This is a genomic window from Streptomyces griseorubiginosus (genome assembly GCF_036345115.1).
Taxonomy (GTDB): Bacteria; Actinomycetota; Actinomycetes; order Streptomycetales; family Streptomycetaceae; genus Streptomyces; species Streptomyces griseorubiginosus_C.
In genome coordinates this window covers 1,036,357-1,049,271 of record NZ_CP107766.1, presented here as the reverse complement: position 1 = coordinate 1,049,271, position 12,915 = coordinate 1,036,357, and the positions used below count along the sequence as shown (strand labels likewise).

Here is a 12,915-nt window from a genome sequence, read left to right as displayed (position 1 = left end):
CCTCCGCGCCCTACGCGGAGGGAGCCGTACCACTGCCCGCGACCCGCGCCAGCCGCCGGTAGGAGTCCAGCAGGGCCTCGCGGTCGTACGTGCTGGTCGTGACCAGGATCTCCTGGGCGCCCGTCTCCTTCAGGACCGTCTCCAGTTCGTGGGCGACCTGCTCCTCGGTGCCCGCGATGTGGCCGGTGAGGCCGGACTCGTAGAAGCCGCGCTCCTTCGTCGTCATCGTGAGGCCCTCCACGCGGTCGGCGGGTGGGAGGGGCGGGAAGGTGCCGTGGGTGCGGGAGTACGCCATCGACCAGGCCTCCGGGATCAGCAGGCGGCGGGCCTCGTCGGGGGTGGCCGCGACCGCGACCGTGCCGGAGATCACGACGTACGGTTCGGCGGCCCAGGGGGAGGGGCGGAAGTGGCTGCGGTAGTGCTCGATGCCGCGCTGCATCCTGTCGCGGTTCCTCAGGTCGCCGATGACCATCGGCAGGCCCGCGCGGGCCGCGATCCCGGCACCCTCGCCCATGGCCAGCACGAACGGCGGCACGGTCAGGCCCTCGGCGGGGCGGGCCCGCACCCCCGTCGGGGAGGTGCCGCGGAACCAGCCCAGCAACTCCTGAAGCTGTACGGCGAAGTCGTCGGCGTCGTCCTTGCCGCGCCCCAGCGCCTTGCGCACGCCGTCGGTGAAGCCGACCGAGCGGCCCAGGCCCATGTCGATCCGGCCGGGGAAGAGCGACTCCAGCACCCCGAACTGCTCGGCGACGACCAGGGGTTGGTGGTTGGGCAGCATCACACCGCCGGTACCGACCCGGATGGTGTCGGTGGCGGAGGCCACAGCGGCGGCCAGGACTGTCGGCGCGGAGCCGGCGACCCCCGGGACCCCGTGGTGCTCCGAGACCCAGAAACGGTGGTAGCCGAGCTGCTCCAGTTCCCGCGCCAGCTGGACGGTGTCCTGGAGCGCCTGCGCGTTCGTGCCGCCCTCGCGGGTCCGGGAGCGGTCGAGGACGGAGAAGCGGGTGGCGGCGATCAGAGAGCTCACACGGGGTTCAACGCGTGCGGGCGCCAGGCATTCCCGGACGGGCGGCGCGGAAAACCGGGTGACCGGCATCCGCGCAGGTCAGCACAATGGGCGGGTGACCGTCCAGAACATCCTGCTCTCCGGCATCGTCGGCTCGACCGCGTACGGACTCGCCCGCGAGGGCTCCGACGTGGACCGGCTCGGCATGTTCGCCGCGCCCACCGCGAGCCTGCTCGGCCTGCACACCCCGAGGGAGTCCCACGTCACGACGGCACCGGACCGCACCCTGCACGAGGCGGCGAAGTGGTGCCGGCTCGCCCTCGGCGGCAACCCCACCGTGATGGAGCTGGCGTGGTTGCCGGACGAGCTGTACGAGGTGCGCACCCCGCTGGGCGATGAACTCATCGGCATCCGGGGGGCGTTCCTCAGTGCCCAGCGGGTCCGGGACGCCTATCTCGGGTACGCCGGCCAGCAGTTCAGGAAGCTGGAGAGCCGCGCGGGCGACCACCGCACCGCCAAGCACGCCCGGCACCTGAAGCGGCTCTGCCACCAGGGCCTGGAGCTCTACACCACCGGACGGCTCACCGTGCGGGTCGAGGACCCCGAGGAGTACCACCGCTTCGGTGACTCCGTCGCCGCCGATCCGGCCTCCGCCCGGTCGCTGCTCGCGCACTACGAGAGCGCCTTCGCCGAGACCCGCAGCGCGCTGCCCGACCGGCCCGACGAGGCACCGGTCGAGGCGTGGCTGCTGCGGGTGCGGGCGGAGTTCTACGCCACGGCGGCGTGAGCGTGCGCGTCGGCGCCCTCGTGGTCGCAGGTGTCGTCGACGCCGTACGTCTCCCAGTAGGGGAAGGGGTCCACGAGCGGTTGGCTCTCGTCCGGGGCCATGAGGCAGGCGGTGAGTGCCGCGTGCAGCGCCTCCGGCTCCAACTGCGTGCCGATGAAGACGAGTTCCTGCGCGTAGGGCGCCTCGCCGTCCCGGGCCCCGGAGGGCTCGAAGCGGGCCACCGCACCGGCCTGTGACCACAGGCCCGTCACGTGCGGGCGACTGGCCAGGGTGAAGAAGCCCTTCGAGCGCAGGATCCGCCCGTACGCCCCGCTGTCCATGCCCTCGGTGACGAAGTCCCACAACCGGCCCGGGTGGAAGGGGAGTTCGGAGCGGAAGACGGTCGAGGAGACCCCGTACTCCTCGGTCTCGGGCACGTGCTCGCCGTTGAGCTCCTGGACCCAGCCGGGTGCCTGCTGGGCGCGCTCCAGGTCGAACAGGCCGGTGCCGAGGACCTGTCGGAGGTCCACGCGGGAGTGCTCGGCCTCGATGATCCGGGCGGCCGGGTTGAGCCGTACGAGAGCCGCCCGCAACCGGGCCGCCGCCTCCGCGTCGACCAGGTCGAGCTTGTTGAGGACGAGGATGTCCGCGAACTCGATCTGGTCGACCAGGAGATCGCTGACCGTGCGTTCGTCGTCCTCGAAGGGGGCGAGGCCGCGTTCGGCGAGTTCGTCGCCCTTCTCCAGCTCGGGCAGGAAGTTGGCCGCGTCCACGACCGTGACCATGGTGTCGAGCCGGGCCACGTCCCCGAGGGTGGCGCCGTCGTCGCGGGCGAAGGCGAAGGTGGCGGCCACCGGCATGGGCTCGGAGATGCCGGACGACTCGATGAGCAGGTGGTCGAAGCGGTCCTCGCGGGCCAGTCGGTCCACCTCCTCGAGGAGGTCGTCGCGCAGGGTGCAGCAGATGCAGCCGTTGGTCATCTCGACCAGGCGTTCCTCGGTCCGCGACAGCGCGGCCTCACCGCCGCGCACCAGCGCCGCGTCGATGTTGACCTCGCTCATGTCGTTGACGATGACGGCGACCCTGAGCCCCTCGCGGTTCGCGAGGACATGGTTGAGGAGCGTCGTCTTGCCCGCCCCGAGGAAGCCGGACAGGACGGTGACGGGCAGGAGGCGGTCGTACGGCACGCGGTCCTCAGCCCTCGGGGCGCAGCAGGCCGCGCTCGTACGCCTTGACCAGGTTCTGCGGGACGAGATGGGCGACGCCGTCGACGGTGACCGGCACCAGCTGGGCGGTGGTCGCCTTCCACTGCGAGCGGCGGTGGCGGGTGTTGCTGCGGGACATCTTCCGCTTGGGGACGGCCATGGCGGGATCCTCCTCGGTGGCGGGGTGGGTACCGAGGACGCTACATGAAAATGGATCCCATTAACAATCAGCGGCGGCGACGGGACCGCACCCTCGCCTCCCGCGGCGGCTGGATGAACTGGAGCTCCAGCGTCAGGGGCGGCTCGGCGACCCCGGGGCCCCCGGCCGCCGCCCACCGCACGACCTCCTCGGTGGCCTCGTCGTCCGTCACGAACCCGATCCACGCGGCCTTGCCGCCCGCCCGGCGCCCCGCGGCTGACGGCCGTACGACGATGACGTTCGCCTGGTCGCAGGGGCCCAGGCAGTCGGTCGTACGGACCTGGAAGCCGTGCTCGGCCGCTCCGGCCCGCAGTAGCTCCAGCTGCCAGGCGTGGTCGGTGCCGGGGTTCTTGCGGGCGTCGCCGCAGCAGCAGCCCCGGCAGACGACGAGGGTGCAGGACGCGGAGCCGGTCAGGAACGTGCGGGGTGTCGAGGACATGGGAGAAGCATGCGGCCTGCACTGATCATGAGGTGCGGGCGGGGTGCGGGTGGGTGCCTGGGGGTGGGGTGCGGCCGGGGCGCCTTCGATGTGCCCTTGGGGCGCCGTTGGGGCGCCGTCGGGGTGTCGTCGGGGTGCCGTCGGGTGTCTAGAACTTCGGCTCCCAGGGGACGACCCGGTAGTCGCCCGTGCCCTGCCTGACCTTCTCGAAGGGTGCTGAGCTCACGCACCTGGGCAGGTCGGGCGTCTCCACCGGCGTGCCCGTCGCGGCCCAGCTGTAGCCGAGCCGGTCGTGGCGGCCGAGGTCGTGGACCGTGACGCCGACCCGCTTCCCCTTGGCGCCGGGCAGGTCCGAGTCGGTGACGACACCCGAGACGACCGCCACCTTGCCGCCGGTCACGAGGCAGTCGACCTTCGCCTTCGCCCAGGCGCCGTCACCGTGGAGGTAGTGACTCCACTCGAAGGTCCCGGTCGCCTTGAGCGGGTCGTCGTTGTCCTTCGCCGCCAGATGGGCGTCGAACGAGAACGTGACGTCCTCCGCGGTCGACCGGGACATCTTCGCGGTGCCGGTGAGGGCGGCGGCTTCCCGCCGGCCGTCACCGGAGGCGGCCGCCGAGCCCGCCACCGCGGCGGTGAGCAGGAGCGTGGCACCCAACACAGCAGTCTTCGTACGGCGGTTCATGCCGGTCCTTTCGGTGGGTTGATCGGACGTCTCCCACTCTCCCGGCGCCGCGCCCGCGCCACATCACGCCACGGACGGCATCGGACGTCCGTCCCGGGTCGGGAGGGCGTCCGGTGCCCTGCGTCCTGAGGCGGACCCCCGAGTACGACCGAGGTCGCGCATCGGCTCGTCTAGAAGCGCGCCCCCACGTTCGTCCCGTTGCGCGGTACGAGGAACGTCGGTGCCGAGGGGAGCGAACCGTCGGTCGCGCGAGGCCCGGTGACGGCCGCCGGATCCGTGCTCAGTACCGACGCGGCGTTCCAAGTGCCGCCCAGATCCCAGGAGTTGCCGCTGGAGACGGTCGCCGGGCCTAGGGCGGCCGCCTTCGGGTCGGCGACCGACAGGTTCGCGGTCAGCCGGGCCTTGCCGCCCGACACGTCGGCGTCGAAGCCGGTGCCGCCGTTGGCCCACGTCGAGTTGCGGGTCAGGACGAGCGCGCCGGTGTTGCCGTTGTCGGTGACGCCGTGCGCCGCGTTCTTGAAGGCGATCGAGTTGCGCACGGTGTGGGCCACCGCCGGTGCCGGGGTGCCGCCGCCGAGCTTGAAGCCGTTGCCGTCGCCCGCGAAGTCGGGGAAGTTCCAGCGGTTGACGCCGTTGCCGTACGCGAGGGTGTTCTCGATCAGGATCGGCGAGGTGAACTTCCAGGCGTCGAAGCCGTCGTCGACGTTGTTCCACAGCCGCGCGCCCCGCACCACGTTGCCGGTGCCCGAACCCTCCTTGATGGCGAGCCCGTCCGCGCTCTCGCCGTTCTTGCGCGGGTCGCGGTTGGCCCAACTGTCCAGGTTCAGGATCTGGTTGTCGCTGGAGGCGCCCTGGAGCTGGAACCCCGACTCGTAGTTGTCATGGGTCTTCAGGCGCGCGAAGACATTGCCGACGCAGCCGTCGCAGTACACCCCGTAAGGGCCGTTGACGATCTCCAGATCCGAGATCCGCCAGTACGACGCCTCCTGGTGGATCGCCCCGCGTTCGGCCCGCGGGATGCTGCCGCCGACCGGGGTGTGGCTCGCGGCCAGTTGCTCGCCGTCGATCACGACCCGCTCGCCCTGATAGGCGCCCAGCGAGATCGGCTGGGACGGGGTGCCGGACGTGGCGATGGTGATGTTGTCCGTGAGCGCGTACGTCCCGGCGCGTACGGCGATGGTGTCGCCGGGCTTCGCCAGGTCGACGGCCCGCTGGACCGTCCGCAGCGGCTGGGCGAGCGTGCCCGGCGCGGTGTCGTTGCCGTTCGTCGCCACCACCAGGGTGGTCGGCGCGGCGGACGCCTGAGGTGCCGGTAACGCCAGGGCCGCGCCCACCAGTGCCGCCGTCCAGATCGCCTTGTTCACACGCATGGAGTCTCCCGCCTCGTCCCGACCGCTGTGTCGAGGGGCAGTGGTCACCAGGAGCGGGAAGGTTGCCGGGTCTAGGGTGGGGACGTGACCGACAGCGACATGCGCCCGATCGCCGTGTTCGACCTGGACAACACCCTGGCCGACACGTCCCACCGGCAGCGGTTCCTGGAACGCAGGCCGCGCGACTGGGACGCCTTCTTCGCGGCCGCGCCAGAGGACCCGCCGCTCCCGGAGGGCATCGCGCTGGTGCTGGCGAGCGCGGAGGAGTGCGAGATCGTCTACCTCACGGGACGGCCCGAGCGCTGCCGGCGCGACACGCTCGCCTGGCTCGCCGCCCAGGGGCTGCCCGAGGGGCGCGTGCACATGCGGCGCAACGACGACCGGCGGCCCGCCCGGCGCACCAAGCTCGAGATCCTCGAGCGGCTGGGGCGGACCCGGGAGATCCGGGTCCTGGTGGACGACGACGAACTGGTCTGCGCGGACGCGGAACAGGCCGGGTTCGCCGTCGTACGGGCACGCTGGACCGCCCCTTCCGCCGAGCTGAAGGTGGCGCAGGAGCGGGAGGGGCGGACCTGAGCGCCGTCAGTCGGACTCTTCGAGGCGGAAACCGACCTTGAGGCCGACCTGCCAGTGCTGGACCTGCCCGTCCTCGATCTGCCCCCGCACCTGGGTCACCTCGAACCAGTCCAGGTTGCGCAAGGTCTGCGAGGCGCGGCTGATGCCGTTGCGGATCGCCTGGTCCACGCCGTCGGGCGAGGTGCCCACGATCTCGGTGACCCGGTAGGTGTGGTTCGACATACGGATGCTCCTCTCCGCCGTGACAGCGGTGTCACGGGTCACTCCACCGTGCCCCAGCCCGCCACGGAACGCGAGCCGTCCGCAGGCACCCTCTGCCAGACTGGCCCGATGTCAGCAGTCGCGTTCACCAAGGCCGCACCCGTCGTCCCCGTCCGCGATCTCGACGCCGCCCTGGAGCGGTACCGGCGCCTGGGCTTCGAGGCCCGCGCCTACGACGGTCCGGACCGCTACGGCTTCGTCGAGCGGGGCGCCGTCCAGGTCCACCTCACCGAGTCGCCCGAGCACGACCCGCTGCGCACCGGGGCCGTCGTCTACCTGTATGTGAGCGACGCCGACGCCGTCCACGCCGAGTGGCGGGCCGCCGGTGTCGAGGGCCGCTTCACCGAACCGGCGGACACCCCCTACGCGCTGCGCGAGTTCACCTTCGTGGACGTCGACGGCACGGCGCACCGGGTCGGTTCGCCGTAGCGGCGCCTACCGTGGGCCCATGGACGGCATGCCTCGCGACACCTCTGCCCCCGACACCCCGAATCCGCTGCGGTCGCTCTCCCTGGAGCAGCTCCGGCGGCGTACGAGCATGAAGTGGCGGACGTACCCCGAGGACGTGCTGCCGTTGTGGGTCGCCGAGATGGACGTCCCCCTGGCCGAGCCGGTCGTCCGGGCCGTCCAGGAGGCGCTGGCGCTCGGGGACACCGGGTATCCGGCCGGGACGGCGTACGCCGAGGCGCTCGCAGGGTTCGCGGCCGGGCGGTGGGGCTGGGACGGGCTCGCGGTGGAGCGTACGGCGATCGTGCCGGACGTGATGCTGGGCATCGTCGAGATGCTCAAGCTGGTCTCCGGGCCGGGTGACCCGGTGGTCGTCAACTCGCCCGTGTACCCGCCCTTCTACGGGTTCGTCGAGAACATGGGCCGCAAGGTCGTCGAGGCCCCGCTCGGGGCGGACGGCCGGATCGACTTCGCGGTCCTGGAGGACACCTTCGGGCGGCTCCGCGGGGACGCGGGACGCCCCGCGTATCTGCTGTGCAGCCCGCACAACCCCACCGGCGCCGTGCACACCGCCGACGAGCTGGCGTCCGTGGCGGCGCTGGCACGGACTTACGGCGTACGGGTCGTGGCCGACGAGATCCACGCCCCGATCACGGCGGCGGGGGCGACCTTCGTGCCCTACCTCGCCGTGCCGGGCGCGGAGAGCGGGCTGTCGCTGATGTCGGCCTCGAAGGCGTGGAACCTGGCCGGGCTCAAGGCGGCCGTGGCCGTCGCCGGGCCCGAGGCGGCCGACGACCTGGCACGCCTTCCCGAGGAGGTCGGCCACGGCCCCAGCCACGTCGGCGTCATCGCCCACACCGCCGCGCTCAGGGACGGCGGCGCCTGGCTCGACGCCCTGCTCGGCGGCCTCGACGACAACCGCCGCCTGCTGACCGCCCTCCTCGCCGAGCACCTGCCCGCCGTGCGCCACGAACCCTCTGAGGCCACGTATCTGGCCTGGCTGGACTGCCGGGCGCTGGACCTGGACGGCGACCCGGCGGACGTCTTCCTGGAGCGCGGGCGGGTCGCCCTGACCTCCGGCATCCCGTTCGGCACGGGCGGCGCGGGCTTCGTCCGGCTGAACCTGGCGACCTCTCCCGAACTGATCACCGAGGGGGTCCGGCGGATGGCTGCGGCTGTGGGGTGAGGGTGGGGGTGCGAGGTCCCGCTCGGCGACAGGGCGCGGTCCTGTCCGCCTGTCCCGCGACTCCGCGATTTGAATACTGAAACCGATCGGTTTATCGTGACGCTGAAACCGGTCGGTTTCCGTTGGGGGCGCGGCCCGGACCGTGGTCCGCGGGTGCCGTCGCCATGAACCAGCTGAAGGATTTCGCGCCATGAACGGAACCAATCCCTTCCGCGTACTGCGCGCGAAACCCCTGTGGATCGCCAGCGGCGCCATCACCGGCGTTCTCGCGCTGCTGTTCGCCGTGCTGTACGTCGGCGCCAACATCGACCCGGCCGGTCACATGAAGAACCTGCCGGTCGGTCTGGTCAACGCGGACAAGGGGGCCGAGGTCGGCGGCAGGCAGGTCAACCTGGGGGCCCGGATCACCGACTCGATCGAGAAGTCCACCGCGGGAGGGGGCAAGGTCGACTGGAAGGTGATGGACGAGCGGGAGGTGAAGGAGGAACTCGGCAAGGGCAAGCTGTACGGCGCGCTCGTCGTGCCCGCCGACTTCACGTCCTCGGTCACCGCCCTGACCGGCACCACGGCCGCCGGGACCCCGGTCCGGCCGGAGCTGACGGTGCTCACGAACCAGTCCGCCGGCAGCCTGGGTTCCAGCCTCGCGCGGGTCGCGACGACACAGGCGGCCGAGAGCTCCTCGCTCCAGGTGGGCAGGGAACTGACCGCGCAGATCGGTGCCCAGCAGGTGAAGCTGCCCCCCGCGGCCCGTGTCCTGCTCGCCGATCCGGCCGCCGTCACCGTGAAGGACGGTCACCCGCTCGACTCGCACAGCGGCCTGGGTCTGACGGCGTTCTACTACGCGCTCGCCCTCGTGGTCGTCGGCATGCTCTCCGCCAACGTCATCAGCGGCCAGGTCGACCACAGCCTCGGTTACACCCACAACGACCTGGGCCCGCTGCGTCTGCACCGGCCGCTGATCCGGGCGACCCGGGTGCAGACCCTCGCCATCAGCAGCACCCTCATGGCGGCCCTGTCCCTGCTGATGGGCACCCTGGTCATGGTCGGGGCGGTCGGTCTCATGGGCATGGACGCCTCCCATCTGCCGCTGCTGTGGCTGTACTCGGTGTGCGCCGTCGCGGTCTCCGGGATCGGCGCGCTCACCCTCCTCGCGGTGTTCGGAACGCCCGGCATGCTGGTGGCCACACTGGTCTTCATCGGAATGGCGGTACCGACGGCCAACGCCACCACGCCGATTCAGGCGCTGCCCGGCTTCTACCGCTTCCTCGCGGAGTTCGAGCCCCTGCGGCAGATCGCCGACGGTGTCCGCGCGATCATCTACTACGACGCGCAGGGTGACGCGGGTCTGACCCGGGGCTGGGTGATGATGGCCGTCGGCCTCGTGGCGGCCGTGCTGTTCGGCTTCGGTGTGCTGGGGTGGTACGACCGCAAGGGGCTGCACCGCATCCCGGTCGAGACGGACGTCGAGCCGAGGGCCACCCCGGTGTGACCCGTGGAAACCGATCGGTTTTCATTTCGTCCGATTCGGGTTACCCTCACGACATGACCACTGAAGCGAAGCCAACTTCCAGAGAACGCCTGCTGGAGGCGGCTGCCACGCTCAGCTACCAGGACGGTGTCCATATCGGCGTCGACGCGCTGTGCCGGGCGGCGGGAGTGTCGAAGCGCTCCATGTACCAGCTGTTCGAGAGCAAGGACGAACTGCTCGCGGCAAGCTTGAAGGAGCGCAGTGCCGCATTCGTGGCCACTCTCCTGCCCCCGGCGGCCGACGGGCGCTCCCCCCGCTCCCGGATTCTGCACGTCTTCGAGCAACTGGAGTCACAGGCGGGCGCGTCCGCCTTCCGGGGCTGCCCGTACCTGGCCGTGCAGATCGAACTGAAGGACCAGAGCCATCCCGCGAGCCAGGTGGCACACCGGATCAAGGCGAAACTGACGGCCTTCTTCCGTGCCGAGGCCGAGCGCGGTGGCGCGAGCGACCCCGGCCTGCTGGCCCGGCAGCTGATCATGGTCTTCGACGGAGCCAGCGCCCGCGCGGGGATCGGTGCCGACGCGATGACGGGACTCGTCGCCCCCACGGTGGTCACCCTGTTGGACGCGGCAGGCGTGCGCTGACGCCTCGCCCTCCTGGAAGGCTTCCGGGCCTCGTCTACGGCGCGGTGAAGAGCAACGGGAAGCGCAGGCCCAGCCACGGTTTGCGGCCCCAGGCGACGACCTTGGCGCGGGCCATGGCGGTGGGGGCGGTCCAGCGGCCCAGGGCGAGGAGGAGAAAGGCGACGGGGTCGATGGCTATCGTGCAGTCGGGGCGCCGGGGCGGGGTGTCGGTGACCGTGGGCACGCCGTCCGCGAAGGTGACGGCGAAGCGGGCGCTGCCGATCCGCAACAGATAGCACGCGTGGTGGCCGACCGCGTCGGCGTTCACCACGCGCGGCATGGCCTGTCGCATGAAGGGCAGCGTGAGCGCGACCATGTCCCGGTCGACCATGTGGGGCCCGCGCAGCGCGACCGCGATGTCGTAACCGTGCCCGAGCAGGTGCGTCAGCAGATACGAACTCAGGGTGGACAAGTCCATCGGCCCCATCGGCGTCAGCACCGCCTCCCGCGGGTCACGGCCGGCCGCGGCCGCGACGAAGGCCCGGGCGGTGACGGCGATCTCCGCGCCGAGGACCGCCGGATCCCGCTGCGGGAAGAGGTCCAGAGAGGCACGGTTGGCCGCCGCGAGACCGCTCGGCGTCCCGTCGCCGTACGGCCGGTCCTCGCCCGCCCCGATGTCCGCCATGAGTTTCCCCGCCAGCGCGAGATGCGCCGCCGCTTCCCCCACCGTCCACTCCGCGCCCGGCAGCGGTGTGTGCGGGTCGGCCCCCGCCTCCAGCAGCTCGGCGATCCGGTCGGCGGTGGCGACGATGGCATCCTCGGGTGTCATGAACGCGATCGTGTACGGGCTCGGACTTGCTGTCCAGTGCCGTGTCGATCCGGCGTGCAGACCGTGTCGACCGGGCCGACCGTGACGAAGAGCGGGGGGCCGGCTGCTCTCGGCCGGGGGAATGCGGTTGTCCGCGGACCCGCCAACGTCGGAACCCACGGGGGATCACGTCGTAGTCGTAGGCGTGATCCCCGTGGGTTCGTGCTGACGGGGGAGTCGTTCCTCCCTCGCCGTCAGTCGCGGACGGTGGTGGAGCCGGACGGCGACCACGCGGGCGTGTCGATCGGCGAGTAGTGCGTGTCCTTGCCGTCCAGCCGGACCATACGGCGACTGGCGCGCTCCTGGATCACGTCGGCGTCGAGCGGTGTCTCGAACGTGTTGTCCACGACGGTGTATTCGGCGGCGAGGCGTCCCACCGGGGCGATGGCGCCGAAGTCGATCCGGCCGTCCACGTAGAGGTCGTCCCGGACGTAGAAGCGCACCACGTTGCCCCAGACGATGTTGTTGAGTCCGTCGGGCGCCGAGAAGATGTGCTCGACGGTGCACTCGAACGCGACGGGCGCGCCCTTGATGCGCGGCGGGCGAACAGCCTCGGACGGCACCTTCTCCAGCCCGACCGCGTCGAACTCGTCGACGTCGGGCTCGAACTCGAAGGCACTGCGGTTCAGCCCGTTGATCTGCGGCAGGGTGGCCATGTTGGTGACGAACTCACCGGTGTCGCGGATGTTGACGAAGCTATCCTTGAGCGTGGCCCCGTCCGAACGCGGCTGGATCGACAGCGAGATCCGGGGCGGCTTGCGCCCGACGACCGTGAAGAAGGAGATGGGGGCCAGGTTGCCCACGCCCTCGGTGGACAGGGTGCTCACCCACGCGATGGGGCGCGGAATGACGCTGCCGATGAGCAGCTTGTAGGCGGACTTCGCGTCCAGATCGGCCGAGTCGATGATCATGTGGTGTCCCTTGGTGGTGAGTGTGGGGGGAGGGCTGGGGGTCAGCGGCCCTTGAAGGGCAGGACGGGCCGGGGGCGGCCCTCCTTGAGGGCCTTGGCGGCGGAGGCCAGGCCGTCCTTGACGTCCTCGGTCTCGTAGAGGGGGACGGCGAGGTCGAACAGTTGCTGGTCGGCGGACGGGATGCCGCCGGTGGCCCAGGCGCGCAGCAGCGCCTTGTGCACGACGTGGGCCCGGGTGGGGCCCTGGGCGATCTTTTGGGTGAAGGCCTCGGCCTCGGTGCGGAGTTGGTCGTCGGGGACGACGCGGTTGATGACGCCGGCCTCGGCCATGACCGTGGCGGGTACCTGCTCGGAGGTCAGTGCCCATTCGTAGGCGAGGGCCCGGCCGGCCCGTTCGGCCACGCGGTGGATTCCGCCGAGGAGGGTGACGATGCCGAGCGACTGCTCGGGATGGCCGAAGCGGGCGCTCTCGCCGGCGAGGATGATGTCGGCGCGCAGCGCGAGTTCGAACCCGCCGCCGAAGCACAGCCCCTGGACCGCGGCCACGACCGGGAGCCGGAGCTGTTCGAACCGGTTGATCACGCTCAGGATCTGGTCGAAGTCGGCTCGCAGGCTGGTGCGGTCGGCGTCGAGCCAGGGCCGGAAGTCGCCGCCCCAGCTGAAGTCGGGCCCCTCGGCCCGCAGTAGCACGGCGCGGGCCGGGCTGCGCGTGATGGCGTCGACGGCTTCGCTGAGTTCCTGGGTGAACTCGGGTGCGAGGCGGTTCTGCGGCGGGTTGTCGAGGACGATCGTGGCGACATCGCCCTCGAGGGAGTGGGTGAGAACGGGCATGGCGTTTCCTTGGCTCTGGACAGTACGGGCGAGCTCGCGGCCCGTCTGTTTGCTTGTTTGCTGGGCGCGGCGAGGTGG

16 protein-coding genes are annotated in these 12,915 nt (G+C 71.4%); 6 read left to right on the top strand and 10 right to left on the bottom strand.

Annotated features, from left to right (window positions below):
- Positions 1-10: 10 nt before the first annotated feature.
- Positions 11-1,027: an LLM class flavin-dependent oxidoreductase gene (locus tag OHN19_RS04915; protein ID WP_330262938.1), complete on the bottom strand. Its 1,017-nt coding sequence runs from the start codon at positions 1,025-1,027 to the stop codon at positions 11-13.
- Between the two features lie 94 nt (positions 1,028-1,121).
- On the opposite strand from OHN19_RS04915, the gene OHN19_RS04910 reads away from it, so the two are divergent.
- Positions 1,122-1,793 carry a DNA polymerase beta superfamily protein gene (locus OHN19_RS04910; RefSeq protein ID WP_330262937.1) on the top strand — a complete coding sequence of 224 codons (672 nt, stop codon included), beginning with the start codon at positions 1,122-1,124 and terminating at the stop codon, positions 1,791-1,793.
- Here OHN19_RS04910 and OHN19_RS04905 read toward each other — a convergent pair.
- The 5 genes from OHN19_RS04905 to OHN19_RS04885 all read right to left on the bottom strand — a co-directional run bounded on the left by OHN19_RS04905 (position 1,775) and on the right by OHN19_RS04885 (position 5,667).
- On the bottom strand, positions 1,775-2,959 hold the full coding sequence (locus OHN19_RS04905) for a GTP-binding protein (protein ID WP_330262936.1): 1,185 nt from the start codon (positions 2,957-2,959) through the stop codon (positions 1,775-1,777). The two genes, OHN19_RS04910 and OHN19_RS04905, sit on opposite strands and share 19 nt — an antisense overlap.
- Positions 2,960-2,966: 7 nt before the next feature.
- Entirely contained in the window at positions 2,967-3,137 is a 171-nt protein-coding gene (gene rpmF, locus OHN19_RS04900) for a 50S ribosomal protein L32 (RefSeq protein WP_330262935.1), read from the bottom strand.
- A 67-nt stretch (positions 3,138-3,204) separates the two neighbouring features.
- Positions 3,205-3,615 (bottom strand): (2Fe-2S) ferredoxin domain-containing protein, encoded by a 411-nt coding sequence (locus OHN19_RS04895; protein WP_330262934.1) that lies wholly within the window; start codon positions 3,613-3,615, stop codon positions 3,205-3,207.
- Positions 3,616-3,763: 148 nt separating this feature from the next.
- Complete coding sequence (locus OHN19_RS04890) at positions 3,764-4,297, bottom strand: Repetin (protein ID WP_330262933.1); 534 nt, start codon at positions 4,295-4,297, stop codon at positions 3,764-3,766.
- 170 nt (positions 4,298-4,467) lie between these two features.
- Positions 4,468-5,667: a right-handed parallel beta-helix repeat-containing protein gene (locus OHN19_RS04885; RefSeq protein WP_330262932.1), complete on the bottom strand. Its 1,200-nt coding sequence runs from the start codon at positions 5,665-5,667 to the stop codon at positions 4,468-4,470.
- Between the two features lie 84 nt (positions 5,668-5,751).
- Here OHN19_RS04885 and OHN19_RS04880 point away from each other — a divergent pair, with 84 nt between their 5' ends.
- Positions 5,752-6,243, top strand: a complete 492-nt coding sequence (locus OHN19_RS04880) for a hypothetical protein (protein WP_330262931.1) — start codon at positions 5,752-5,754, stop codon at positions 6,241-6,243.
- A gap of 6 nt (positions 6,244-6,249) precedes the next feature.
- Here OHN19_RS04880 and OHN19_RS04875 read toward each other — a convergent pair whose 3' ends face one another.
- Entirely contained in the window at positions 6,250-6,465 is a 216-nt protein-coding gene (locus OHN19_RS04875) for a dodecin (RefSeq protein WP_020135180.1), read from the bottom strand.
- Between the two features lie 108 nt (positions 6,466-6,573).
- Here OHN19_RS04875 and OHN19_RS04870 point away from each other — a divergent pair, with 108 nt between their 5' ends.
- The 4 genes from OHN19_RS04870 (at position 6,574) to OHN19_RS04855 (ending at position 10,249) form a co-directional block, all read left to right on the top strand.
- Complete coding sequence (locus OHN19_RS04870; RefSeq protein ID WP_330262930.1) at positions 6,574-6,933, top strand: VOC family protein; 360 nt, start codon at positions 6,574-6,576, stop codon at positions 6,931-6,933.
- Between the two features lie 28 nt (positions 6,934-6,961).
- Entirely contained in the window at positions 6,962-8,137 is a 1,176-nt protein-coding gene (locus tag OHN19_RS04865; protein WP_330269530.1) for a MalY/PatB family protein, read from the top strand.
- A gap of 190 nt (positions 8,138-8,327) precedes the next feature.
- On the top strand, positions 8,328-9,626 hold the full coding sequence (locus OHN19_RS04860; RefSeq protein WP_330262929.1) for an SNG1 family protein: 1,299 nt from the start codon (positions 8,328-8,330) through the stop codon (positions 9,624-9,626).
- 53 nt (positions 9,627-9,679) lie between these two features.
- On the top strand, positions 9,680-10,249 hold the full coding sequence (locus OHN19_RS04855) for a TetR/AcrR family transcriptional regulator (RefSeq protein WP_330262928.1): 570 nt from the start codon (positions 9,680-9,682) through the stop codon (positions 10,247-10,249).
- A 34-nt stretch (positions 10,250-10,283) separates the two neighbouring features.
- On the opposite strand, the gene OHN19_RS04850 is transcribed toward OHN19_RS04855, so the two are convergent.
- The 3 genes from OHN19_RS04850 to OHN19_RS04840 form a co-directional block, all read right to left on the bottom strand.
- A complete protein-coding gene (locus OHN19_RS04850; RefSeq protein WP_330262927.1) occupies positions 10,284-11,057 on the bottom strand; it encodes a maleylpyruvate isomerase family mycothiol-dependent enzyme in 774 nt (257 codons plus the stop codon).
- Positions 11,058-11,290: 233 nt separating this feature from the next.
- Complete coding sequence (locus OHN19_RS04845; RefSeq protein WP_330262926.1) at positions 11,291-12,007, bottom strand: flavin reductase family protein; 717 nt, start codon at positions 12,005-12,007, stop codon at positions 11,291-11,293.
- A gap of 41 nt (positions 12,008-12,048) precedes the next feature.
- The gene (locus OHN19_RS04840) at positions 12,049-12,837 is read right to left on the bottom strand and encodes an enoyl-CoA hydratase/isomerase family protein (protein ID WP_330262925.1); all 789 of its coding nucleotides are present in this window, start codon (positions 12,835-12,837) and stop codon (positions 12,049-12,051) included.
- Positions 12,838-12,915 lie beyond the last annotated feature (78 nt).